23 protein-coding genes are annotated in these 21615 nt (G+C 65.5%); 11 read left to right on the top strand and 12 right to left on the bottom strand.

What is annotated here, in order from left to right:
* Positions 1 to 63: 63 nt before the first annotated feature.
* Positions 64 to 1107: a ribonucleotide-diphosphate reductase subunit beta gene (locus ACT53N_RS06455; protein WP_476063121.1), complete on the bottom strand. Its 1044-nt coding sequence runs from the start codon at positions 1105 to 1107 to the stop codon at positions 64 to 66.
* Between the two features lie 136 nt (positions 1108 to 1243).
* Here ACT53N_RS06455 and ACT53N_RS06450 point away from each other — a divergent pair, with 136 nt between their 5' ends.
* Positions 1244 to 1930 carry a glutathione S-transferase family protein gene (locus ACT53N_RS06450; RefSeq protein WP_476063120.1) on the top strand — a complete coding sequence of 229 codons (687 nt, stop codon included), beginning with the start codon at positions 1244 to 1246 and terminating at the stop codon, positions 1928 to 1930.
* Between the two features lie 23 nt (positions 1931 to 1953).
* Here ACT53N_RS06450 and ACT53N_RS06445 read toward each other — a convergent pair whose 3' ends face one another.
* Positions 1954 to 2313, bottom strand: coding sequence for a hypothetical protein (locus ACT53N_RS06445; RefSeq protein ID WP_476063119.1), 360 nt, complete (start codon positions 2311 to 2313; stop codon positions 1954 to 1956).
* Positions 2314 to 2625: 312 nt separating this feature from the next.
* Here ACT53N_RS06445 and ahcY point away from each other — a divergent pair, with 312 nt between their 5' ends.
* The 3 genes from ahcY (at position 2626) to ACT53N_RS06430 (ending at position 6131) form a co-directional block, all read left to right on the top strand.
* Entirely contained in the window at positions 2626 to 4017 is a 1392-nt protein-coding gene (gene ahcY / locus ACT53N_RS06440; RefSeq protein ID WP_476063118.1) for an adenosylhomocysteinase, read from the top strand.
* Positions 4018 to 4136: 119 nt separating this feature from the next.
* Entirely contained in the window at positions 4137 to 4988 is an 852-nt protein-coding gene (locus ACT53N_RS06435) for a pyridoxal kinase (protein WP_476063117.1), read from the top strand.
* A gap of 18 nt (positions 4989 to 5006) precedes the next feature.
* A complete protein-coding gene (locus ACT53N_RS06430) occupies positions 5007 to 6131 on the top strand; it encodes a serine hydrolase domain-containing protein (protein ID WP_476063116.1) in 1125 nt (374 codons plus the stop codon).
* Here ACT53N_RS06430 and rarD read toward each other — a convergent pair.
* Complete coding sequence (gene rarD, locus ACT53N_RS06425) at positions 6128 to 7030, bottom strand: EamA family transporter RarD (protein WP_476063115.1); 903 nt, start codon at positions 7028 to 7030, stop codon at positions 6128 to 6130. The two genes, ACT53N_RS06430 and rarD, sit on opposite strands and share 4 nt — an antisense overlap.
* 253 nt (positions 7031 to 7283) lie before the next feature.
* Positions 7284 to 8306: an aspartate-semialdehyde dehydrogenase gene (locus ACT53N_RS06420; protein WP_476063114.1), complete on the bottom strand. Its 1023-nt coding sequence runs from the start codon at positions 8304 to 8306 to the stop codon at positions 7284 to 7286.
* 251 nt (positions 8307 to 8557) lie between these two features.
* Between ACT53N_RS06420 and ACT53N_RS06415 the strand changes: the two genes are divergently transcribed.
* Positions 8558 to 10519: a penicillin-binding protein 1A gene (locus tag ACT53N_RS06415; protein ID WP_476063113.1), complete on the top strand. Its 1962-nt coding sequence runs from the start codon at positions 8558 to 8560 to the stop codon at positions 10517 to 10519.
* A 6-nt stretch (positions 10520 to 10525) separates the two neighbouring features.
* On the opposite strand, the gene ACT53N_RS06410 is transcribed toward ACT53N_RS06415, so the two are convergent.
* Together ACT53N_RS06410 and ACT53N_RS06405 are read right to left on the bottom strand one after the other, a co-directional pair.
* Entirely contained in the window at positions 10526 to 11245 is a 720-nt protein-coding gene (locus tag ACT53N_RS06410) for a M48 family metallopeptidase (RefSeq protein WP_476063112.1), read from the bottom strand.
* Between the two features lie 48 nt (positions 11246 to 11293).
* Entirely contained in the window at positions 11294 to 12556 is a 1263-nt protein-coding gene (locus ACT53N_RS06405; RefSeq protein WP_476063111.1) for a polyhydroxyalkanoate depolymerase, read from the bottom strand.
* A gap of 213 nt (positions 12557 to 12769) precedes the next feature.
* Between ACT53N_RS06405 and ACT53N_RS06400 the strand changes: the two genes are divergently transcribed.
* Positions 12770 to 13387, top strand: a complete 618-nt coding sequence (locus ACT53N_RS06400) for a hemerythrin domain-containing protein (protein WP_476063110.1) — start codon at positions 12770 to 12772, stop codon at positions 13385 to 13387.
* An 11-nt stretch (positions 13388 to 13398) separates the two neighbouring features.
* Here ACT53N_RS06400 and ACT53N_RS06395 read toward each other — a convergent pair whose 3' ends face one another.
* Positions 13399 to 13989 carry an SCO family protein gene (locus tag ACT53N_RS06395; protein ID WP_476063109.1) on the bottom strand — a complete coding sequence of 197 codons (591 nt, stop codon included), beginning with the start codon at positions 13987 to 13989 and terminating at the stop codon, positions 13399 to 13401.
* A gap of 56 nt (positions 13990 to 14045) precedes the next feature.
* Here ACT53N_RS06395 and ACT53N_RS06390 point away from each other — a divergent pair, with 56 nt between their 5' ends.
* The gene (locus tag ACT53N_RS06390) at positions 14046 to 15446 is read left to right on the top strand and encodes an ActS/PrrB/RegB family redox-sensitive histidine kinase (RefSeq protein ID WP_476063108.1); all 1401 of its coding nucleotides are present in this window, start codon (positions 14046 to 14048) and stop codon (positions 15444 to 15446) included.
* Between the two features lie 76 nt (positions 15447 to 15522).
* The gene (spdR, locus tag ACT53N_RS06385) at positions 15523 to 16080 is read left to right on the top strand and encodes a stationary phase response regulator transcription factor SpdR (protein ID WP_476063107.1); all 558 of its coding nucleotides are present in this window, start codon (positions 15523 to 15525) and stop codon (positions 16078 to 16080) included.
* Positions 16081 to 16200: 120 nt separating this feature from the next.
* On the opposite strand, the gene ACT53N_RS06380 is transcribed toward spdR, so the two are convergent.
* Genes ACT53N_RS06380 through ACT53N_RS06370 form a run of 3 tightly spaced genes read right to left on the bottom strand, consistent with a single transcriptional unit; the run spans position 16201 to position 17981 of the window.
* Positions 16201 to 16986 carry an SDR family oxidoreductase gene (locus ACT53N_RS06380; protein WP_476063106.1) on the bottom strand — a complete coding sequence of 262 codons (786 nt, stop codon included), beginning with the start codon at positions 16984 to 16986 and terminating at the stop codon, positions 16201 to 16203.
* A 41-nt stretch (positions 16987 to 17027) separates the two neighbouring features.
* Positions 17028 to 17312, bottom strand: coding sequence for a 4a-hydroxytetrahydrobiopterin dehydratase (locus ACT53N_RS06375; protein ID WP_476063105.1), 285 nt, complete (start codon positions 17310 to 17312; stop codon positions 17028 to 17030).
* Between the two features lie 27 nt (positions 17313 to 17339).
* A complete protein-coding gene (locus ACT53N_RS06370) occupies positions 17340 to 17981 on the bottom strand; it encodes an HAD-IA family hydrolase (protein WP_476063104.1) in 642 nt (213 codons plus the stop codon).
* Positions 17982 to 18123: 142 nt separating this feature from the next.
* On the opposite strand from ACT53N_RS06370, the gene ACT53N_RS06365 reads away from it, so the two are divergent.
* The 3 genes from ACT53N_RS06365 (at position 18124) to ACT53N_RS06355 (ending at position 20851) form a co-directional block, all read left to right on the top strand.
* Positions 18124 to 18525: a hypothetical protein gene (locus ACT53N_RS06365; RefSeq protein ID WP_476063103.1), complete on the top strand. Its 402-nt coding sequence runs from the start codon at positions 18124 to 18126 to the stop codon at positions 18523 to 18525.
* 67 nt (positions 18526 to 18592) lie between these two features.
* On the top strand, positions 18593 to 18697 hold the full coding sequence (locus ACT53N_RS06360; protein ID WP_010918131.1) for a hypothetical protein: 105 nt from the start codon (positions 18593 to 18595) through the stop codon (positions 18695 to 18697).
* Between the two features lie 75 nt (positions 18698 to 18772).
* A complete protein-coding gene (locus ACT53N_RS06355) occupies positions 18773 to 20851 on the top strand; it encodes an AsmA family protein (protein WP_476063102.1) in 2079 nt (692 codons plus the stop codon).
* Between the two features lie 35 nt (positions 20852 to 20886).
* Here the strand turns inward: ACT53N_RS06355 and ACT53N_RS06350 are convergent, their stop codons facing one another.
* Together ACT53N_RS06350 and ACT53N_RS06345 are read right to left on the bottom strand one after the other, a co-directional pair.
* A complete protein-coding gene (locus ACT53N_RS06350) occupies positions 20887 to 21165 on the bottom strand; it encodes an HPr family phosphocarrier protein (RefSeq protein ID WP_476063101.1) in 279 nt (92 codons plus the stop codon).
* Positions 21162 to 21569 (bottom strand): PTS sugar transporter subunit IIA, encoded by a 408-nt coding sequence (locus ACT53N_RS06345; RefSeq protein ID WP_476063100.1) that lies wholly within the window; start codon positions 21567 to 21569, stop codon positions 21162 to 21164. The genes ACT53N_RS06350 and ACT53N_RS06345 overlap by 4 nt, the downstream gene beginning before the upstream one ends.
* Positions 21570 to 21615 lie beyond the last annotated feature (46 nt).

Raw genomic sequence — 21615 nt, 5'->3', positions numbered from 1 at the left:
AATTTTCTCGAAGGGAGCATCTTCGCCGGCCACCGCTGCGGTTGGGAAAAAGGTCATAGGAAATCACTCCGCCGGGGTCAGGTCGGCCGAGCGCTTCTTCATCATCTCGTCGAAGCTGGTCCAGACGCCGTCCGAGCCGTGCCACTGGCCCTTGGTGGCGGCCTTGGAGTACTCAGTGGCGCGGGCTTCGAAGAAGTTGGCGTGCTCGACGCCCGACAGCAGCGACTGCAGCCAGGGCAGCGGGTTTTCCTTCACGCCGTACACCTCGGGCAGCTGCAGCTGGCGCAGGCGCCAGTCGGCGATGAAGCGGATGTACGACTTGATGTCGTCCGGGGTCATGCCCTGGATGTCGCCGGCCTCGAAGGCGAGATCGATGAAGCGGTCTTCCAAGCCCACCACGTGCTTGCAGCAGTCGACGATGTCGTCGGCCACCGCCTTGGTCACCGCGCCGGTTTCCTTGTTGAAGGCGTGGTACAGCTTGATGATGCCGTCGCAGTGCAGGCTCTCGTCGCGGATCGACCACGAGACGATCTGGCCCATGCCCTTCATCTTGTTGAAGCGCGGGAAGTTCATCAGCATCGCGAACGAGGCGAACAGCTGCAGCCCCTCCGTGAAGCCGCCGAACATGGCCAGGGTGCGGCAGATGTCGGCGTTGGTCTCGACGCCGAAGGTCTGCATGTAGTCATGCTTGGCCTTCATGGCCTCGTATTCCATGAACGCCGAGAACTCGGTCTCGGGCATGCCGATGGTCTCGAGGAGCAGAGCGTAGGCCGCGATATGGATCGTCTCCATGTTCGCGAACGAGGCCAGCATCATCTTCACTTCGGTGGGTTTGAACACCCGACCGTAGCGCTCCATGTAGTTGTCCTGCACCTCGACGTCGGACTGGGTGAAGAAGCGGAAGATCTGCGTCAGCAGGTTCCGTTCCTTGTCGTTCAGCTTGACGGCCCAGTCCTTGAGGTCCTCGCCCAGCGGCACCTCTTCGGGCATCCAGTGGACCTGCTGCTGCTTCTTCCAGAAGTCATAGGCCCACGGATAGCGGAACGGCTTGTAGCCGCCCGAAGGGGTCATAAGGCCAGGCAGGATCAGCGATGACGGAGCGGACATGACAGAGCCTCGGGCAGAATCGAGCGGACGCGGTAAGGTGCTTTACCCTACCAAAGCCGCTGGGTTCATCTAGTGGCGCCAGCGTCGCACCCCCACAAGATGTTGTGAGCAGGTGTGGATAACCCCGGAGCCGCCCATGGCCGCCTATCGCCTGTTCAGCGCCCTCGGATCGGGCGGCGTGCCCATCGAGGCGGCCATGACCCTGATCGGCCTGCCCTATGAGATCATCGAGGCCCCGACCTGGGAGGGCGAGGTCGAACAGGCCAAGGTCGCGGCGGTCAATCCGCTGAGGCAGATCCCCGCCCTGGTCACGCCCGAGGGCGAAACCCTGACCGAAAGCGCTGCCATCCTGATCTGGCTGGCCGACCACTTTCCCGAAGCGAAGCTCGGTCCCGCGATCGCCGATCCGATACGCGGCCAGTTCCTGCGCTGGATGACCTTCATCCCGGCCTCGATCTATTCGCTGTTCTGGGTGCGCGACGATCCCTCGCGCCTGGGCGGGCCTGATCGGGAGGTGCAGGCGCGGATCAAGGCGGCGACGGCCGACCGCATCGCCGACTGCTGGGCGATGATGGAAAGCCAGCTCGCGCCGCTGATGGACCGCCACGGCGGCCGCTACCTGCTGGGCGATGCGCTGGGCGTGCTGGATCTCTATGTCGCGGTCGTCAGCCGCTGGGGGCCAAGGCGCGTGCGGTTCTACGAGGCCGCGCCGAGGATGGCGGAGGCGGTGCGGCGAGTGGACGCCGACCCGAGGCTGGCGGCGTTCTGGGCGGAGCGGTTTCCGTTCTTTGACGGGTGGGAGCGGCTTGGGCAGCAGGGGTGAGGCTCACACCCCAATTCTCTGCCCTAAGGGTAGATCCTTATTCCGTGGTCTAAGATCGCCGGCCAAACCCTCGCATCGGTCGGCTCCGCTAGCTGAAGGTCGAGGCGAACAGCTATTCCAGCCTGTAGTTGCTCCTGTGCGCCGCCCAACTCATCGATCGCGTAGGCTAGCCGCTCACCGGCATCGTCGCCGACCAGCGTATATCCGACGTCGAGGTCCGGCTCTTCTGCAAGCGTTGATTTGGGACTGCGGAACCCCTTCGCCCGTGAACCGAACACCCAAAGGCCTTCAATGTTTGGATCGCTAGCCGCCCAAACTTTTAGCACCTCTAGCCATTCGGGCTTCGTATCGAAGAAAAGCCTCAATGACACCTCGTGGACCATCCGACCGCCCCCGGTCGGGTGCGATCCTTAAATCTCTTGGAGGCTGCAGCGTGCAGGGCTGGGCAGGTCAGTCAAGGACGACGCTCGCGCGTCGCCGCGCAGCGGCCGCCCGGAGGGCGGTCCTTGAGTGACCTGCCCAGCCCTGCGATCGTCTCGCCGTGAGATGTAAGGATGGCCCCTTCTCAGTGGCGAGAAGGACGCAAACTCAGAGCGCCACCCCTGACATAAAGATATCTTTATGCGTTAATTGCTCGGAAGGGGTCTCGCGCGTATAAGGTCGGCAAAATCCCCACCCGACCGCAGGAGCCGACCGTGGCTGACTATATCGTCAAGGACATCTCGCTCGCCGATTTCGGCCGCAAGGAAATCGCCATCGCCGAGACCGAAATGCCGGGCCTGATGGCCACGCGCGCCGAGTACGGTCCCCAGCAGATCCTCAAGGGCGCCCGCATCGCCGGCAGCCTGCACATGACCATCCAGACCGCCGTGCTGATCGAGACGCTGACGGCCCTGGGCGCTGAGGTCCGCTGGGCCTCGTGCAACATCTTCTCGACCCAGGACCACGCTGCGGCCGCCATCGCCGCCGCCGGCATTCCGGTCTTCGCCTTCAAGGGCGAGAACCTGGTCGAGTACTGGGAATACGCCCACAAGATCTTCGAGTGGCACGACGGCGGCTATCCGAACCTGATCCTCGACGACGGCGGCGACGCCACCCTGCTCTGCGTGCTGGGCCCCAAGGCCGAGAAGGATCCCTCGATCCTCGACAACCCGCAGAACGAGGAAGAAGAAGCCCTCTACGCCGTGATGAAGAAGTACCTGGCCGAAAAGCCGGGCTTCTATTCGGCGATCCGCGCGGCCATCGGCGGCGTGTCGGAAGAGACCACCACGGGCGTCCACCGCCTGTACCACATGGCCCAGAAGGGCGAACTGCCGTTCCCGGCCATCAACGTCAACGACAGCGTCACCAAGTCCAAGTTCGACAACCTGTATGGCTGCCGTGAAAGCCTGGTCGACGCCATCCGTCGCGGCACCGACGTCATGCTGTCGGGCAAGGTCGCCGTGGTCTGCGGCTATGGCGACGTGGGCAAGGGCTCGGCCGCCTCGCTGCGCCAAGGCGGCGCCCGCGTGATCGTCACCGAGATCGACCCGATCTGCGCTCTGCAGGCGGCGATGGAAGGCTATGAGGTCCAGACGCTGGCCGACGTCGCTGACAAGGCTGACATCTTCGTCACCGCGACCGGCAACAAGGACGTCATCACGGTCGACGACATGCGCCGGATGAAGAACAACGCCATCGTCTGCAATATCGGGCACTTCGACTCGGAAATTCAGGTCGCCGGCCTGAAGAACTTCAAGTGGGACGAGATCAAGCCTCAGGTCCACCACGTGGAATTCCCGGACGGCAAGAAGCTGATCCTGCTGTCGGAAGGCCGCCTGGTGAACCTCGGCAACGCCACGGGCCACCCCTCGTTCGTGATGTCGGCCTCGTTCACCAACCAGACCCTGGCCCAGATCGAACTGTGGACCAACAAGGCCAAGTACGAGAACCAGGTCTACACCCTGCCCAAGCACCTCGACGAAAAGGTCGCCTTCCTGCACCTGGAAAAACTGGGCGCGAAGCTGACCACGCTGCGCAAGGACCAGGCCGATTACATCGGCGTGCCTGAAGCCGGTCCGTTCAAGCCGGATCACTACCGGTACTAGGATCGGACAAAGTCTGATTTCCCATGGGGAAGGCCCGCCGCTCGGCGGGCCTTTTCTTTTTTCACCATAGGCGACGACGCTCTATTCAAGCCCGCGATGCTCGGCTAATCGCTTTTCTTATGCCGCTAGCCTTGATCATCTCCAGCCATGTCGCAGGCAGCCAAGTGGGCGCAACCGCCCAGGCCACCGCCCTGGCGCAGTTCAAGATCGACTCGATGGTGGTGCCGACCGTGTTGTTCGGCCGCCACCCAGGCTGGGGCATCCCCGGCGGCGCGCCCGTGCCGATCGAGGTGTTCGAGGGCATGCTGGACGGCATCGAGGCCAACGGCCTGTTCGGCCTCGTCGACCTCGTCATCACCGGCTATTTCGCCACCGCCGCGCAGGCGCGCGCGGCCGCGCGGGTGATCGACGCGGTGCGCGAGTCGCCGCGCCCGAACGGCGCGGCCATGCGCCGGCCGACCGTCATCGTCGACCCCACCATGGGCGACGCCGGCAAGGGCCTCTACATTCCGGCCGAGACCGCCGACGAGATCATCGCCGACCTGATCCCCCGCGCCGATATCGTGGCCTGCAATTCCTGGGAGCTGCAGAAGCTGACCGGGACCGACGCCCGTGATCCGCAGTCGGCCATGCGCGCCGCCCGCCTGCTGGGCAAGACCACCCTGGTCTCCTCGGTGCATCGCGGGGCCGAGATCGGCGCGGTGCTGGCCGACAAGAAGGAAGCCTGGCTGGCCGCTCACGCCAAGTCCGACCGCTCGCCCAACGGCACCGGCGACCTTTTGACCGCGCTCTACGCCGCCTCGATCCTGGAGGGGCAGACCTTCTCGTACGGCCTGGCCCGCGCCGTCGGCGGCGTGGCCGAAACCGTGACCGCCGCCAACATCTGGAACGCGCCGGAACTGCCGATCGTGGCCATGGGCGCGCGCATCAAACAGACCTCGCCGACCGTTCGGATCGAACGGCTGGCCTAAAGCCCGCAAGGCCCGACCATGACCGACATCACCGGCGTCTGCCCCGACCGCTTCGCAGCGGTGCGCGAAGTCTTCGAACAGAACTTCGCCGACGGCGGCGAGCTGGGCGCGCGCTTCGCCTTTGCGATCGAGGGCGAAATCGTCATCGACCTGATGGGCGGCTTCGCCGACCGCAAGCGCGAGACGCCGTTCGGGCGCGACACCCTGACCGCCCTGTTCTCGACCACCAAGGCCGTCGCGGCCCTGCTGATCGCGCGTCTGGTCGATGAAGGCCGCCTCGCCTACGATCAGCCCGTCGCCGACGTCTGGCCCGAGTTCGCGCAAGCCGGCAAGGAAGCGGTCACCGTCGAGCAGGCGCTGTCGCACCAGGCCGGCCTGTCAGGCTTCCCGGACGAGACCGATCCGGCCATCTGGTTCGACTGGGACGCCACCTGCGCCAAGCTGGCGGCCATGGCGCCGCTGTTCCCCATAGGCTCGGCCAGCGGCTACCATCCGGTGACCTACGGCTATCTGGCCGGCGAGATCTTCCGCCGTGTCGATGGCCGCACCATGGGCACGGCCCTGCGCGAGGACATCTGCCAGCCCCTGGACCTGGATCTCTGGATCGGCCTGCCCGACAGCGAACACGGCCGTGTCGCCGACCTGATGCGCCCGACGGCCATGCCCCAGTTCGGCGAGATCAACCCGGCGGTCGAGGCCGCCTTCTTCAAGCCATGGTCCTCGCCCGGTGGGCGCGGCGCGGCCGAGTGGCGGCGAGTCGAGATCCCTTCGGCCAACGGCCACGCCACGGCTCCTGCCCTGGCGCGCCTGATGGGCGCGATGGCCAACGGCGGGTCGCTAGACGGCCGCTCGCTGATCACCCCCGCCGGGATCAAGGCCGCCACCGCCGAGCGCCTTCGCGGCCGCGACCTTGTGCTGCCCTACGAGATCAGCTGGGGCGCGGGCTTCATGCGCAATGAGCCGAACTTCTACTATGGCCCCACCGCCGAGGCGTTCGGCCACTCGGGCTGGGGCGGCTCGTGCGCCTTCGCCGATCCGACGCGCGGCGTCTCCGGCGCCTATGTGATGAACAAGCAGGGCAACGCGCTGATCGGCGATCCGCGCGCCGTGCGCCTGATCGAGGCGGCGTACGCTTCGCTCTAGGCCGGAGCCAGGGCGCGGGATTTGCGCCACGCCCCGTAGGCAAAGGTCGCCACGCCCAGCCAGATGAACACGAACGACAGCGCCCGCAGCGGGGTGAACGGCTCGCCAAACGCCACGCCCAGCAGGAACTGGATCGTCGGCGCGATGAACTGCAGGAAGCCCACCGCGCTCAGCGGCAAACGCCGCGCCGACCAGGCGAACAGGGCCAGCGGAACCACCGTCGCCGGGCCCGCGAGAGCCAGCAGCACCGTCACCCCGGCCCCGCCACCGAAATGACCTTGGCCGCTCGACTGCAGGAACCAGACATAGGCTAGGCCCGGCAGCGCCAGATAGGCGCACTCGATGAAGAGGCCAGTCTGGGCGTCGGCTTTCACCTGTTTGCGCAGGATGGCGTAGACACAGAAGCTGAGCGCCAGACCGAGCGAGACGACCGGCAGGTGGCCCAGCGCTACGGTCTGGATCGCCACGCCCACGGCGGCGAAGCCGATCGCCACCTTACCCTCAGTGGACATCCGCTCGCGGAATAGCAGCGCCCCGGCGGCCATGTTCATCAACGGATTAATGTAATAGCCGAGACTGGCCTCGATCACGTGGCCCGCGTTCACGGCGAAGACATAGATCGTCCAGTTGCTGAAGATGGCCAGGGTGGACAAGGCCAGCACGCCGAGCGTCTTCGGTTGACGCAACACCTCGGCGACCTGCCCCGCCTGCTTGGCGATCAAAACGAGGCCCAGCGCCCAGAGCACCGACCAGAGCGAGCGGTGAGCGATCATCTCCCAGGAGGTGACGCCCAGCTTGGCCAGCAGGTGGAAATAGAGGGGCAGGAAACCCCAAAGCAGGTAGCAGCCGACGCCGGCGAAATAGGCTGACCGGCTCTCGGCCGCAGAACTGGGAGGCATGTCACCGAACCTTTCGGGAGGCTTCTCGCAAATAGGAAGCCCGCCGTCCGCCGACATCTTGCGGTGGTTCGGGAAAATCTGGGCCCGCGCCCAGGAAATCCGGATCGGAACCCCACCCGACCTTCCCGGCGAAGGCCGGGATCCAGATCTCATGACGCTGGGGTGGGTGGGAAGAGCGCGGAATCCCTAGAGACGACTCGGCGCTCTTCCATCTGGGCCCCGGCGTTCGCCGGGGAAGTCGGTGTTTCTAAACTTAAGCCTTGCGCTTCAGCAGGCCTTTGTCGTGCAGAAGCTGGGCGATCTGCACCGCGTTCAGGGCCGCGCCCTTTCGCAGGTTGTCGGAGACGCACCAGAACGCCAGACCGTTCTCGACGGTGGGATCCTTGCGGATGCGAGAGATGTAGACCGGGAACTCGCCCTGCGATTCCTTGGGCGTGATGTAGCCGCCGTCCTCGCGCTTATCGACCACGACGACGCCGTCGGCCTCACGCAGGATCTCGCGGGCCTCATCCTCGTCCAGCGGGGTTTCGAACTCGACGTTCACCGACTCCGAGTGGCCGACCATGACGGGGACGCGCACGCAGGTGGCGGTCAGCTTGATCGCCGGATCCAGGATTTTCTGGGTCTCGACCGCCATCTTCCACTCTTCCTTGGTGAAGCCGTCCTCCATGAAGACGTCGATGTGGGGGATGACGTTGAAGGCGATCTGCTTGGTGAACTTCTTGGGCGGCGGCGCGCCCAGGACATAGACGCCCTTGGTCTGGTCCCACAGCTCGTCCATGCCCTCCTTGCCCGCGCCGGAAACCGACTGGTAGGTCGACACGACCACCCGCTTGATCTTGGCCTCGTCATGCAGCGGCTTCAGCGCCACGACCAGCTGCGCCGTCGAGCAGTTCGGGTTGGCGATGATGTTCTTGGGGATGCTGTTGACGGCTTCCGGGTTCACCTCCGGCACCACCAGCGGGACTTCCGGATCCATGCGGAAGTGGCTGGAGTTGTCGATGACGATCGGACCGGCCGCGCCGATCTTCTCACCCCAGGCCTTGGAGATCGACCCGCCGGCGCTCATCAGCACGAGATCGACCTTGGAGAAGTCGAACTGCTCCAGGTCCTCACACTTGAGGATCTCGTTGCCGAACGAGACCTCGACGCCGATGGATTTGCGGCTGGCGATGGCGTGCATCTTGTCCACGGGGAATTTGACTTCCTCGAGGATGTTGAACATCTCGCGGCCCACATTGCCCGTGGCGCCGACCACGGCGACCCGGTAACCCATCGCGCTCTCCTGAAGACTGTCGCCCGCTGACCTCGCAGGGCGCGGTTCCGTTACGCCTCATACCCACGGCGCGCAAGCCGAGGGTTTCTCTCAGGCCCGCCAGGGAAACGCCGTCGTGTCGGGGATCGCGCCCGAAAAGCGCCGCGTTCATGTCTCGTCAATCTTGTCGCGCGTTTTGTGGGCTTCGGCTAAACCGAACGCGCCCCCAAGGGGCGTGATCCAGACGTCTGCGCGGTAGGAACGATACGATCATGGCGAACGGACCCTTCGGCGGGAACAGGCCGGCGAAGCCGCAGCGCACACCGCTGCAGGCCCTGGTCTATTGGGGCTCGGTCGTCGGCGTCTGGGGCCTGATCTTTGTCGTGGCCTTCTTCGCGGTGTTCGCCAGCGACCTGCCCGACACGTCCAAGCTCTATGACGTCAAGCGTCAGCCCTCGATCAACTATCTGGATCGCTCCGGCGCCCTTCTGGCGGTGCGCGGCAGTCAGTACGCGCCGCCGGTCGATCTGGACGCCCTGCCGAAGTATGTGCCGGCGGCCTTCATCGCCATCGAGGACCGGCAGTTCTACCATCACTTCGGTTTCAACCCCTGGGGCATCGTGCGGTCGATGGCCTGGAACCTGACCCATGACGGCCCGCAACGCGGCGGCTCGACGATCACGCAGCAGCTGGCCCGTAATCTGTTCCTGAGCCCGGCCCAGAACTATCGCCGCAAGGCGCAGGAACTGATCCTGGCCATTTGGCTGGAGCTGAAGTTCTCCAAGAAGCAGATCCTGGCGCTGTATATGAACCGGGTCTATTTCGGGGCCGGCGCCTACGGGATCGAGGCCGCCTCGCAGCGCTATTTCAACAAGCCCGCCCAACAGTTGACCATCGGCGAGGCCGCCTTGCTGGCCGGTATGATGAAGGGCCCCGCCCGCTACTCGCCCGTATCGGCCAAGGAGCGCGCCGCCCGCCGCGCCACCATCGTTCTGGACGAGATGGTGCGCATCAAGGCGATCACCGCCGAAGAGCGCGACGAGGCCTTCCGCACGCCGGTTCAGGTGTCGGCCACCCTCGCCAACCAGCGCGCCCAATACTTCACCGACTATATCGACGCCCAGGTCCGCTCGCTGGTGGGCGAACCCACCGAGGATCTCGTCGTCGAAACCACGATGGACCTGCCGATCCAGGTCTCCGCCGAGCGCGCCGTGAAGCTGGGCGTCGAGGGCCATATCAAGCAGGGCGTGCAGCAGGCGGCGCTGGTGGCGATCGACGGCGAGGGCCGCATCCGCGCCTATGTCGGCGGCGCCGACTACACCGACAGCCAGTTCGACCGCGCCACGACAGCCCGCCGCCAGGCCGGCTCAGCTTTCAAGCCGTTCGTTTACCTGACCGCCATGGAAGCCGGCCGCACGCCGAACGTGATGGTGGTCGACGAACCGGTGAAGATCGGCAATTGGGAGCCGAAGAACTACACCAACAAGTATCTCGGGCCGATCACGCTGCAGACCGCCCTGGCGCAGTCGATCAACACGGTCGCCGCGCGCCTGGCCAATGAGGTGGGCACCAGCAACGTCGCCAATACGGCCCGCCGCCTGGGGATCACCAGCAAGATCCAGCTCGACCCGTCGATGGCCCTGGGCGCGGTGGAAGTCTCGCCGATGGAAATGGCCCAGGCCTATGCGCCGTTCGCGAACGGCGGCTTCCTGGCCAAGGGCTACGGCATCGAACGTATTCGCACCGCCAGCGGCAAGGTTCTGTACGACCACAGCGTCGACAAGCAGGCGCGCGCGGCGGTCATCGGCTCGCCGAGCCTGCAGTACATGAACCAGATGATGCGTGAGGTCGTCTCGACCGGGACCGGCACCCGCGCGCGCGTCGCCGGCTACGACATCGCCGGCAAAACCGGCACGACCAGCGACTACAAGGACGCCTGGTTCGTCGGCTACACGGGCGGCTTCGTGACAGCGGTCTGGACGGGCAAGGACGACGCCACGCCGATGAAGCGCGTCACCGGCGGCGGCGCGCCGGCGGAAGTCTGGCGGGTGTTCATGGCCGCAGCGCTTCCGCGCTTGAAGGCGACACCGATCCCCGGCGGGGTCATCGAACCGCCGCCGGTCGCGCCTGTCGATCCGATCGGCGATCTGATGAACACGCCGCTTGCGCCCGAAGGCCCCGCCGCCGAGGCGCCAGCCGGCGAGCCGCCGCCTGCGGATCAGCTGCCTTACTAGGCCACGTCAGGCGCCGATCGCGTGCAACTCCGCCGCATGAGCGCGGAGCCAGGCGCGATGAGGCGCAGGGTCGCCGATCAGCTGCTCGCACAGCGCCCAGAATCGCGGCCCGTGATTGGCCTCGATCAGGTGCGCGCATTCGTGGGCGGCGACATAGTCCGCGACGGCCGCTGGCGCGAGGATCAGACGCCAGCTGTAGCGGATCGCCGCCGGCGTTCGCGAGGTCGCCGGGCGGCAGGAGCCCCAGCGCGCCTTCGGGTCAGCAATCGCTACCGACGGCATGGGGCGGCCCAAGGCGGCCGCGTGGATCGCTGTCCGTTCGGTCAGGACGGCCAGGGCCTCCCGCTTGGCTAAGCGAATGACCTTCAACCCCCAATTGGCGTCATCGGGCGCGATGATGCGATCGCCGTCGATCTTGGCGCGGCCAGGACCGACCTCCAGGCGATAGGGAACATCGTTGAGAAGCAGCACGCCGCCCGGCGCCAGGCTCATCCGCTCGGGCAGGGCGGCCAGTTGCTTGGCGATCCAGCCAGCCTTCTCCTGGGCGAAGGCGACGGCCTCGTTCAGACGGCGCGGGTTGGGCGACAGCGCGACGACCTCGGATTTGGCGCGATCGACCCGCAGCGAGATCCGGCGCGCCCGACCGTCGACCTTGAGCCGCACCGGCCAGCCGCCGACCTCGAGGCGATCACCATCGGAAAAACGTTGGGCGGTCAGCGCGAACATCGCCTCTAAATCGCGTGCGCGTGCGTTCGCCGCAAGGGCGACCCTGCCTTAGACTTCTTCGCCGAAGTTCGGATCGCACTTCCGAATGAACTTGCGGACACGCGGATAGATTTCCTCGCGGAACCGGCGCCCGTTGAACACCCCGTAGTGGCCGACGCTGGGCTGGACATAGTCCAGCTTCATGTCCTCGGGGATGTTCGAGCACAGGCCATGCGCCGCCTGGGTCTGGCCGATGCCGGAAATGTCGTCGTTCTCGCCCTCGACGGTCATCAAGCCGATGTCGGTGATCACCTCGGGCTTAACCCGCGTTCCGCGATGCATCAACTCGCCCTTAGGTAGCAGATATTGCTGGAACACGATGTCGATGGTCTGAAGGTAGAACTCTTCGGTCAGGTCCAGGACCGACAGATACTCGTCATAGAACTCCAGGTGCTTGTCGGCGCTGTCGCCGTCACCGCTGACCAGATGGTTGAAGTAGCGGCGATGGGCCTCCTGGTGGCGCTCGGCGTTCATGCTCATGAAGCTGGCCAGCTGGACGAAGCCTGGATAGACGCGCCGGCCCGCGCCCGCATAGGGCGGCGGCACGGTGTAGATCATGTTCGACTGGAACCAGGTGAACGGCTTTTCCTCGGCCAGCTGGTTGGTCACGGTCGGCGACAGGCGCGCATCGATCGGCGAACCCATGAAGGTCATGCTGGCCGGACGCGAAGGATGGTTCTGCTCGGCCATCAGGGCGGCGGCGGCCAGGACCGGCGGGCCGGGCTGGCAGACGGCCACCACGTTCGGACGCGGCCCCAGCACTTCCAGCATCTGGATGACGTGGTCGATGTAGTCGTGGAAGTCGAAACGCCCCTCAAGGACCGAGACCTCGCGGGCGTTGACCCAATCGACGATGAAGACAGCGTGGTCGGGCAGGAAAGCCTCGACCGTGCCCCGCAGCAAGGTCGCGTAGTGGCCCGACAGCGGCGCGACGATCAGCACGGCCGGGTCCAGCGAGAACTTGCCCGCCCGGCGCATGTCGGCCATGTCGCGGTCGAACTGGACGAGGCGCGCCCAAGGGCTTTCCCAGACCACCGTCGGACGGACGCGGACGTCGACCTGACCGATCTTGACCGTGTCGATGTTCCATTTCGGCTTGCCGTAGCGCCGGGTGACGTTCGCGAACAGGTCCGCGCCGGCGTGCATGCGCCGGCCAAACGGCGAGTCGGCGGCGGGATTCAATGGCGATCCCCAGAAATCCCGAGCCGCTAGCGCCATTTGGCGCATCGGAGTGGAGGCGTAGTAAGCCGCCTCATGCAGGGCGTAGAGCATGGCGCATCCGCTATATTGCATCGCAACATAACACGCCGAAGCCTAATAAAGTCCAGTCGATCGCCAAATTTTGCGCCGCGACGCAACGTCACCCGTTGTCGTCGCCCTGCGGGCCGAGAAGGCGAACGGCTTGAAGCCGTGGCCGGGAACCTTTGGCCCGCCGAGACGTAGCTGCATCGGCGATCAAGCCAAGCCGTTCAGAAGGGGAAAGCCATGCCTCGAGACGCCATCCAGACGACCTCCCGGCCAACTTCGGCGCGCGAAGCCAAGGCCTTCGCCGTGGCCAAGGCCAAGGCGATCGCGCCGGACCTCGCGGCGCGGATCGGCAGCACGCCCAAGACCACCTTCCGCGGCGATCCCGATATCTTCGGACGTCTTGTGGAGGACCATGACCGCCATCGCGCGCTCTTGGCCATGATCGAGGAAACCCAAGGCGATAGTGATGATCGCCGCGCCCTGTTCGAGGAGTTGACGCGCGAGCTCAAGGCGCACGCCGCCGCAGAGGAGCAGGCGTTGTGGTCCAGCGTTCTGCGGGATCCGGAGACAACCGACTTCGCTCGCCACGCCATCGCCGAACACAAGGAGATCGACGACCTGCTCGCCGACCTCGCCGCCCGCGATATGGGCTCGTCAGGTTGGCTCCAGCGCTTCGCTGGGCTCAAGGCGGAATACCTGCATCACATCCGCGAGGAGGAGCAGGAGCAGTTCGTCGCCGCCGAACAGCACCTTAGCCCCACCGACCTGCGCCATATGCGGCGCGTCTTCGAGCAGCGGAAGAAGGCCGAGAAAGCCGCCGCTCAGATCGAGAAGAAAATCCGGCTCAAGGACTGAGACGGGCCCCATCAGCCCTCGCGAATGGCGTCCTTGATGCGCCGGGCGATCTCGTCAGGCGGCAGATTGTAGGGAATCACCGTCTTGAAGCGCCCTTTGGGGTCCATCAGGTAGATCGCGGTCGAGTGGTCCATGGTGTAGTCCTGCCCGTCCCCGACCTTGGCGTAGTAGACGCGGTAGGCCTTTGCCGCCGCGTCGACCTGCGCCTGGGTTCCAGTCAGGCCGATGGTGGCCTTAGGGACGTAGGGGGCCGAGAGATAGGCCTTCATCTGCTTCACGGTGTCGCGGGCCGGATCGATGGAGATGAAGACGATCTGGAAGTCCTTGGCCTTCGGGCCGAGCTGGTCGGTCGCGGCCGCCAGACCCTGCAGCGTGCCAGGGCAAACATCCGGACAGTAGGTAAAGCCGAAAAAGACCGCGCTCCACTTGCCTTTCAGCGCCTTTTCCGTCGTTGGCGCGCCATTTTGATCGACCAGTTCGAACGGGCCTCCGACCGTTACGGCGGGCTGAGACCGGAACACGCCGACGTTCCAGGCGAGGCCGGCGGCGACCGCAAGTCCGACGACGCAGGCCAGAATGAGCACGAGACGATGGCGTGGCATGGGCGGTTCATCCTTTTACTCTCGCCACGCGCGCAATTCTGGACAATCCTGCGGTCATGGCTGACGCTTCGTTTGCGAGAGCGCCCGACGATCAACGTTCCAAGGGGCTCGATAAGCTGGCCGAGGAGCCGGCGCAAGACGACGCCTGGTCTTGGACCGCGCCGGGTCTTCGCCGAGGCCGCTTGCGGGTGCGAACCCTGCTGGCCCAGCGTTGGGCTTGGGTCGTAGGTCAGACCGCCGTCCTCATCTTCGCGGGCCTTATTCTGAAGCTGCAGGTGCCCTGGGCGCTGTGCTTCACCCTGATCGCGCTTTCAGCCTGGCTGAACGTCCTTTTGGGCCTGGCGTCCACCGGCCAGAGGCTGGCGCGTGATGGTGAGGCCACCGCCCAGATCGCCTTCGACATCCTGCAGCTTTCCGGTCTGTTCTATCTGACCGGCGGCGCTCAGAACCCGTTCTCGCTGCTTCTCATCGCGCCCGTCACCCTGGCGGCGGCCACCCTGCCGGCGCGCTACGCCCTGGCGCTCGGGGCCATGGCTATTCTGTCGTCGATCCTGCTGGCCATCTTCCATCTGCCACTACCGACCGTCGACGGCAGGCCCCTGCCCGATCTCTCCAATAGCAACCTGCTGTGGTCCATCGTGATCGCGAGGATCGTCGGCATCGTCTTCACCGGACTCTACGCCTGGCAGGCCGCGAGCGAATCCGCGCGGATGGAGCTGGCCCTGAACGTCACCGAGACGGTTCTGGCGCGAGAGCAACGCCTGTCGGCGCTCGGCGCCCTGGCCGCCGCCGCCGCTCATGAACTGGGCACGCCGCTCGCTACAATCTCAGTAGTGGCGCGCGAGATGGCGCGGAACGCGCCCAACGACGAAGTGCGCGAAGACGCGGAGCTGATGATCGGCCAGGCTGCGCGCTGCCGCGAAATCCTGCAGCGCCTGACCGAAATGCCTGAGGCGACCGACGCGGTTCACGAGCGCATGAGCCTCGTGCAACTGGTCCAGGACGTGATCGAGCCGCACCTCGTGCACGGCATCCGCGTCGAGGCGGTCGTCAACGGCCCCTCCGGCGACACGGCGCCGGATATCTGGCGCAGGCCGGAGATCATTCACGCCATGACCTCGATCGTGGAGAACGCGGTGGACTTCGCCCGTAGCGAAGTGATCGTCATCGCGCGCTTTGACGCCCGTCACATCGTGATCGAGGCCCGCGACGATGGGCCCGGCTTCTCGCCGGAGGTGCTGGCGAAACTTGGCGAGCCCTATGTCACGACTCGTCCAGGGGCCGAGGGCTCCCGTACCGGTCATATCGGCATGGGTCTTGGCTTCTTTATCGCCAAGACTTTGCTGGAGCGGACAGGCGCGACCGTGGACTTTCGCAATGGTCGTCGCGGCGGCGCAGTGGTTTCTGCGCGCTGGCCTAGACCCGCTCTCGAGGCGCCCGGTCATACGGGGGCTTGAGTTGTGATGCGGAAACGCGAAAGTATGGTTTGTTACTAGAACTGCTTGAGAATTAGCGCGGGGAGGCGCTGACTTCATGGCGGATATCGGAGAACTGGTTTCGGCCCTGCCGGACAAGTCGCTGCTGCTATTGGACGATGACGCGCCGTTGCGGACCCGGCTTGGCCGTGCGCTCGAGCAACGAGGCTTCGAGGTGACCCTCGCCGCCTCCGTCGCCGAGGCCTTGACGATTCTCCGCACGCAAGCGCCTGCGCACGCCGTCCTGGACATGCGGCTTGAGGATGGCTCAGGTCTGAAGGTTGTTGAGGCCGTGCGTGACGCCCGCGCCGACGCCAAGGTCATCATGCTGACCGGCTACGGGAACATCGCCACCGCCGTGGCGGCGGTGAAGGCGGGGGTCGTCGACTATCTGTCCAAGCCGGCCGACGCCGATGACGTGGCCCGCGCGCTTCTGGCCGCCAAGGACGCCGCGCCCGCGCCGCCGGAAAATCCGATGAGCGCCGACCGCGTGCGGTGGGAGCACATCCAGCGCGTCTACGAGATGTGCGGTCACAACGTCTCGGAAACGGCGCGACGCCTGAACATGCACCGCCGCACCCTGCAACGGATCCTGGCGAAAAGGGCGCCGCGGTAAGAAATCTCCAGTCATCCCGGACGGCTTCAAGGGCCGACCCGGGACCACGGCATGCGCGGGCGCTTCCTGCGGTCCCGGCTCGGCGCGCTGGCGCGCTGGGCCGGGATGACAGTTTGAAGGTCACATCGCCGAGATGCCGCCGTCGACCTTGATCTCGGCGCCGGTCATGAACTTGCTTTCGTCGCTGGCCAGATAGAGCACCGCATTGGCGATGTCGGTCGGCTCGCCGATGCGCCCCATCGGCACCTGGCGCGCCAGCTTGGCGAAGGCCTCCTCCTTGCCGAACCGGTTCGAGAAGCCGTCCAGGATCGGGGTGTCGATAAAGGTTGGGTGGATCGAGTTCGAACGGATGTCGAGCTTCATCTTGGCGCAGTAGAGCGCGATGTTCTTGCTCAGCAGCCAGACCGCCGCCTTGGAGGCGTTGTAGGCTGGCGAATTGCCATTGGCGATCAGGCCGGCGATCGAGGACAGGTTGATGATCGACCCAGGTTGATGAGCGCGCATGTGCGTCAGGGCGTGCTTGGCGCCTAGGAAGACCGAGTCGACATTGACCGACATGACCTTCTTCCAGAGCCCGAAGTCGAGGCTCTCGATCGGGCCGTCGCCGCCGATGCCGGCGTTGTTGACCAGAACCGAAAGGCCGCCCATCGCCGCCGTCGCCTTCTCCAGCACGTCGATCCACTGATCTTCCTGGGTGACGTCCAGTTCGAAGGCGAAGGCCGTTCCGGCGCCATGAGCGGCGTTGATCTCGTCGGCCACAGCCTGGGCGCCCGCCAGGTTGATATCCGCCAGGGCGACCTTGGCGCCCTCCTTGGCCAGCATCCGCCCCGCCGCCGCGCCCAAGCCTTGGGCCCCGCCGGTGATGAAAGCCTTCTTGCCGGCGACCCGGCCTGTCGTCTGCGCCATTTCGGCGTCCTCCCGATTATTCAAACATCAGTTTGAAATTTTCAGGCGGCGCTGTCCATGAACTTCGCGAGGGTGACGTCCAGATCAGTCACGCCGTCAGCATCGTGGGTAGTCAGCAGCACCTCGACACGGTTGTAGACGTTGAACCACTCGGGGTGGTGGTCGAGCTTGTCGGCCATCAGCGCAGCGCGGGTCATAAAGCCGAACGCCTGGTTGAAGTCGTCGAACTTGAACGTCTTGACGATGGCGTCCTTGTGGTTCGGGGCGATACTCCAACCCGCAAGCTGGGTGATCGCGGCGGCGGCGCCGATCCTGGGACGGGACATGGGATTCTCCGAAAGAGCCTTGCCCCCTCAGAACGCCAATCCGGTCGCCTTCGCAAGGTCGCTCAGCAACTGGTCCTCGGACGACACCTTGATCGCGGTCATGCCCAGGGCGGCGGCCGGCTTGCAGTTGATCCCGAGGTCATCGAGATAGACACAGGCCTCCGGCGCGACGCCGAGTAATTCGCACATCATCTGATAGATGCGCGGGTCAGGTTTGCGGACGCCGGCCTTCGAGCTTTCGATCACCGCGTCGAACAGCGCCATGATCTCGCCGACCGCCAGCGCCTTTTCGGCGCTCTGCGCCATGCCCGGACCATGGCCGGTCGGGACGTTGTTGGTGATGCAGCCCACCTTGAAACGCCCCTTGCAGGCCTTCAACGCATCCATCACCCGGGGACGAAGGTCGCCGTAGAGCAAGGGCAGCACCTCGGCGCCGCGCACATCTTGGCCTAGGCGCAGCGCCTCGTCCCGAAACAGGCCATCGAAGGCGGCCGGGTCGATCTCGGCGCGCTCAAACCGCGCCCAGGCGTTGGTGTCGGGGTCGGTGGCGTTGACCGTGCGGATGAAGTCCTTGGGCAAGCCGCGCTCAGTCTCGTAGCGCCGGAACGCCTCGAACGGCGAAGTCGTGAAGACACCGCCGAAATCCCAGATCACCGCCTCGATCGCCATGGCCACCTCAAACGCTTGTTTGACCCCAGGCTAGCGAGCGATGCGCGCGAGGGGAAGTCCGCGAATGAGCAAGCTCGCGCGTCGGGTGAAGGGCGATGACGGACGCTTTGGAAAGGTTTTGTTAACAATTCAGGAGTCGCCCATGAGCTTTGTACGTCGCGTTTCAGTGCTAGTCCTTGCTGGCGTCAGTCTGGCGTCCGCCCCCGCCTACGCGGGCTCGCCGCGCGGTGGCCATGTCGATCCGCGCCTGCCGTCGCCCGACGCCTCGGCCGGGGGCTGCGAGACGCGCCGCGTTACGGGCCCGGGCGGCGCTTATCATTGGGAACGTGTCGAGTGCGCCGCCGATCGCGGCTGGTCCGACTACGACCGATGGGGTTACGGCCATGGACCCTTGGCGGTGGAGACGCGCGACGACCGCTATGGCGCGCGCGAGACCTATACCGAGGATCGTTACGGCCCTTCGCCGGAAGCCTATGGGCCAAACTACGCTTCGGCCGGGCGCGACCGGATCGGCTACCTGATCTGGCCCGGGAAAAGACCCTGAAAGAGGTGGCGCCACCCTTGCGCCGGACACGTTCACGTGCACCAAATTGGGACGGGGGAAACAGTAAATGCGTACACCGAATAAACCGCTCTTCAAGGCCTACGAACTCGTCGCCATCGCCGTGTTCGTCGTCGCAGCCGCTGCTGTCAGCAGCATCGGCCTCGTCTACTAGGCCAAGCTTCAGAGTACGGATCGAAGCGTAAAGTCTCGCTCCGACTGGAACAGGATCGCCGGCCCCGCGCGTTATGTGGGAGCAACCGGAGCCGCGATCCTGTCGACCCAAGACGCCATTCCAGACCCTTCGCCACCGCAGAGACCTGCTCGTCGGCCGTCGCGGCGCGCGCTGACCGGCGTCGGATCGGCGCTCGCGCTGCTCGCGGCGATCATCGCGTTCCTAGTGATTTTCGACTGGAACTGGTTGCGCGGGCCAGTCGCCAGATACGCCTCAGCGCAATTGAAGCGCGAGGTCGTGATCACCGGGGATCTGCGCGTTCACCCCTGGTCGCTGGCCCCCAAGGTTGAGGCGTACGGGCTCCGGATCGGTCAGCCGAGCTGGACCCGTGAGCTGGAACCAAACGCCGCGCCCATGGCCAGGGTCCAGCGGGTGGCGGTTCAGATCAAGCTTCTGCCGCTGCTGCGTGGCCAGACGGTGCTGCCGTTCCTGGCGATCGACCGCCCAGACCTTCGCTTGCTGCGCGCCAGGGACGGCCGCGCGAACTGGACTTTCGGGACGGCGCGCAGCGACAAGCCGCTGAAATTGCCCACCGTCCAACACCTGATCATCAACGACGGCGCGCTTCGGATCGACGACCGCCAGCGCGGCGCGCTATTCGTGGGCGAGGTCAGTGCGCGCGAACGCGCAGACGATCGTCAGGGGCGGTTTGTCCTGGAAGGCAGCGGAACCTTGAACCGCTCGCCGTTCAGGGCTGAGATCACTGGAGGGCCGCTGCTCAATATCTCGCCCAGTCGCCCCTACCCCTTTCAAGCGGATGTCCGAGCCGGCGCGACGCGTATCCGAGCGCAAGGCCAGATTACGCGCCCGTTTGACCTTTCTCGTTTTGAAACGCAGCTCAGTGTCGCCGGGGCGGATCTCAATCGGCTGCACGACCTTACCGGTCTCACCCTCCCCAACACGCCGCCTTATCAGATCTCAGGTCGGCTGGTTCGCAAGGGCTCCCGATATGACTTCCAGAGGCTCGAGGGACGTATTGGGGACAGCGATATCGGCGGCGACCTGTTCGTCCTGACCGGACGAGAGCGCCCCTATCTGGAAGCTCAACTGCGATCGCGGCGCCTCGACTTCGACGACCTCGGCAGCCTGGTGGGCGCGGCCCCCGCCACGGGACGCGGCGAGACCGCTTCGGCGGGCCAGAAGGTCGAGGCCGCTCAACGCGATGCGACCCGGCGCCTGCTTCCGGACGCCACCCTGCAGGTCGAACGCGTACGGGCGATGGACGCGAAGGTCTCCTATCAGGCCGAAACCGTGAACGCACCGAATTTGCCGCTGCGCAAGGTCAGTCTGGACATGACGCTGGACGCGGGCGTCCTGACGCTTGACCCACTGGCCTTCACGTTCTCGCGCGGCGATCTTCGCGGAAAGGTGCGACTAGACGCGCGACCAGCCACGCCACGCACCGATATCGATGTTCGCCTGACCAATGGTCGGCTCGAGGAATTCATCCCCATCCAGAGCGCGGGCAAGCCCGTGATCACCGGCCCTGTCATGGCGCGCGCCAAACTCACCGGCGTGGGCGACAGCGTGCGCCGCGCGGCCTCCACCGCCAACGGCGTGGTCACCGTCGTCGCTCCCAAGGGTGAAATCCGCCAAGCTTTCGCCGAACTGCTTGGGGTCAACGCCTCCAAAGGGCTGCTACTTCTGCTGTCGGACAGCGACAAGCAGACATCGGTCCGGTGCGCGGTGGCCGATTTCAGCGTCAAGGGTGGCGTGATGACCACCAATCATCTCGTCGCCGACACCGGGGTAGTGCTGGCCCGAGGGCGCGGGACGATCAATCTGGCGACCGAGCAAATGGCGTTCCGCATCGAGGGCGACAGCAAGAAGCCCAGACTGGTTCGCGTGTTCGTGCCGATCTCGATCAAGGGTCCGTTCATGGAGCCCAGGGTCAGCTTGCAGCCGGGCAAGGCGGTCGGTCAGGGCGGGGTCGCCGCCGCCCTGGGATCGCTGATAAACCCGGTCGCGGCCCTGTTGCCCTTCCTCACCGCTGGCGAAGCCAAGGACGCCGATTGCGCAGGTCTGGTCGGAGAAGCCCGCCGCCAAGGCGCACCCGTTCGGGTGACCCAAACCACGCCAGCCAAGGATCGCTGAGCTAGGCTTCAGAACGCCTTACCCGTTGAGCGGCCCTACCGCTCCTCGTCGAACCGGTTGCCCACCAGTTCGCACAGGGCTTCAACCGCAGCCTCGGCTTCAGGACCCTCAGCGCTGATGTCGATGGTGGATCCGATACCGGCGGCCAGCATCATCAGCCCCATGATCGATCGTGCGTCGACGGACGAACCTTCGCGGCTGACGGTCACTTCGGCGTCGAAGCCCGACGCCATCTTCACGAACTTGGCCGAAGCCCGGGCGTGCAATCCCCGCTCGTTGATGATCTCGACCGTTCTTGAAGCCATGCGCGTCACTTTTCTCCGGCGAGCACGTAGGAGGCCACGGAGATGTACTTGCGTCCAGCCTCCTGGGCGTGCGCGACGCAGGCCTGGAGGGTCTCGCGCTGGCGCACGCTGGCCAGCTTGATGAGCATCGGCAGGTTGAGGCCCGCGATGACCTCGGCCCTGGTCTGCTCCATCACCGAGATGGCCAGATTGCTGGGCGTCCCGCCGAACATGTCGGTCAGCAGGATCACGCCGTCGCCGCTTTCGTCGACCGCGGCGCACGCCTTCAGAATATCCGCACGGCGACGTTCCATGTCGTCTTCAGGACCGATGCAGATCGCCTTCACGGCGGCCTGCGGCCCCACGACATGCTCCATGGCGGAAACGAATTCTTCCGCCAGACGCCCGTGCGTCACGATCACGAGCCCGATCATGCCTTGTATCTCAAACGGGATCCCCATTCCCGCCGCGACCGGGAGA

It is taken from the genome of Caulobacter sp. DMC95, assembly GCF_056313785.1.
This window is presented reverse-complemented; position numbering and strand designations above follow the sequence as displayed.

Bases quoted from the DNA above. Each gene is read 5' to 3' on its own strand.
- ACT53N_RS06455 (WP_476063121.1), bottom strand. From the start codon at position 1,107: ATGTCCGCTCCGTCATCGCTGATCCTGCCTGGCCTTATGACCCCTTCG.
- ACT53N_RS06450 (WP_476063120.1), top strand. From the start codon at position 1,244: ATGGCCGCCTATCGCCTGTTCAGCGCCCTCGGATCGGGCGGCGTGCCC.
- ACT53N_RS06445 (WP_476063119.1), bottom strand. From the start codon at position 2,313: ATGGTCCACGAGGTGTCATTGAGGCTTTTCTTCGATACGAAGCCCGAA.
- ACT53N_RS06435 (WP_476063117.1), top strand. From the start codon at position 4,137: ATGCCGCTAGCCTTGATCATCTCCAGCCATGTCGCAGGCAGCCAAGTG.
- ACT53N_RS06430 (WP_476063116.1), top strand. From the start codon at position 5,007: ATGACCGACATCACCGGCGTCTGCCCCGACCGCTTCGCAGCGGTGCGC.
- rarD (WP_476063115.1), bottom strand. From the start codon at position 7,030: ATGCCTCCCAGTTCTGCGGCCGAGAGCCGGTCAGCCTATTTCGCCGGC.
- ACT53N_RS06420 (WP_476063114.1), bottom strand. From the start codon at position 8,306: ATGGGTTACCGGGTCGCCGTGGTCGGCGCCACGGGCAATGTGGGCCGC.
- ACT53N_RS06415 (WP_476063113.1), top strand. From the start codon at position 8,558: ATGGCGAACGGACCCTTCGGCGGGAACAGGCCGGCGAAGCCGCAGCGC.
- ACT53N_RS06410 (WP_476063112.1), bottom strand. From the start codon at position 11,245: ATGTTCGCGCTGACCGCCCAACGTTTTTCCGATGGTGATCGCCTCGAG.
- ACT53N_RS06405 (WP_476063111.1), bottom strand. From the start codon at position 12,556: ATGCTCTACGCCCTGCATGAGGCGGCTTACTACGCCTCCACTCCGATG.
- ACT53N_RS06400 (WP_476063110.1), top strand. From the start codon at position 12,770: ATGCCTCGAGACGCCATCCAGACGACCTCCCGGCCAACTTCGGCGCGC.
- ACT53N_RS06395 (WP_476063109.1), bottom strand. From the start codon at position 13,989: ATGCCACGCCATCGTCTCGTGCTCATTCTGGCCTGCGTCGTCGGACTT.
- ACT53N_RS06390 (WP_476063108.1), top strand. From the start codon at position 14,046: ATGGCTGACGCTTCGTTTGCGAGAGCGCCCGACGATCAACGTTCCAAG.
- spdR (WP_476063107.1), top strand. From the start codon at position 15,523: ATGGCGGATATCGGAGAACTGGTTTCGGCCCTGCCGGACAAGTCGCTG.
- ACT53N_RS06380 (WP_476063106.1), bottom strand. From the start codon at position 16,986: ATGGCGCAGACGACAGGCCGGGTCGCCGGCAAGAAGGCTTTCATCACC.
- ACT53N_RS06375 (WP_476063105.1), bottom strand. From the start codon at position 17,312: ATGTCCCGTCCCAGGATCGGCGCCGCCGCCGCGATCACCCAGCTTGCG.
- ACT53N_RS06370 (WP_476063104.1), bottom strand. From the start codon at position 17,981: ATGGCGATCGAGGCGGTGATCTGGGATTTCGGCGGTGTCTTCACGACT.
- ACT53N_RS06365 (WP_476063103.1), top strand. From the start codon at position 18,124: ATGAGCTTTGTACGTCGCGTTTCAGTGCTAGTCCTTGCTGGCGTCAGT.
- ACT53N_RS06360 (WP_010918131.1), top strand. From the start codon at position 18,593: ATGCGTACACCGAATAAACCGCTCTTCAAGGCCTACGAACTCGTCGCC.
- ACT53N_RS06345 (WP_476063100.1), bottom strand. From the start codon at position 21,569: ATGATCGGGCTCGTGATCGTGACGCACGGGCGTCTGGCGGAAGAATTC.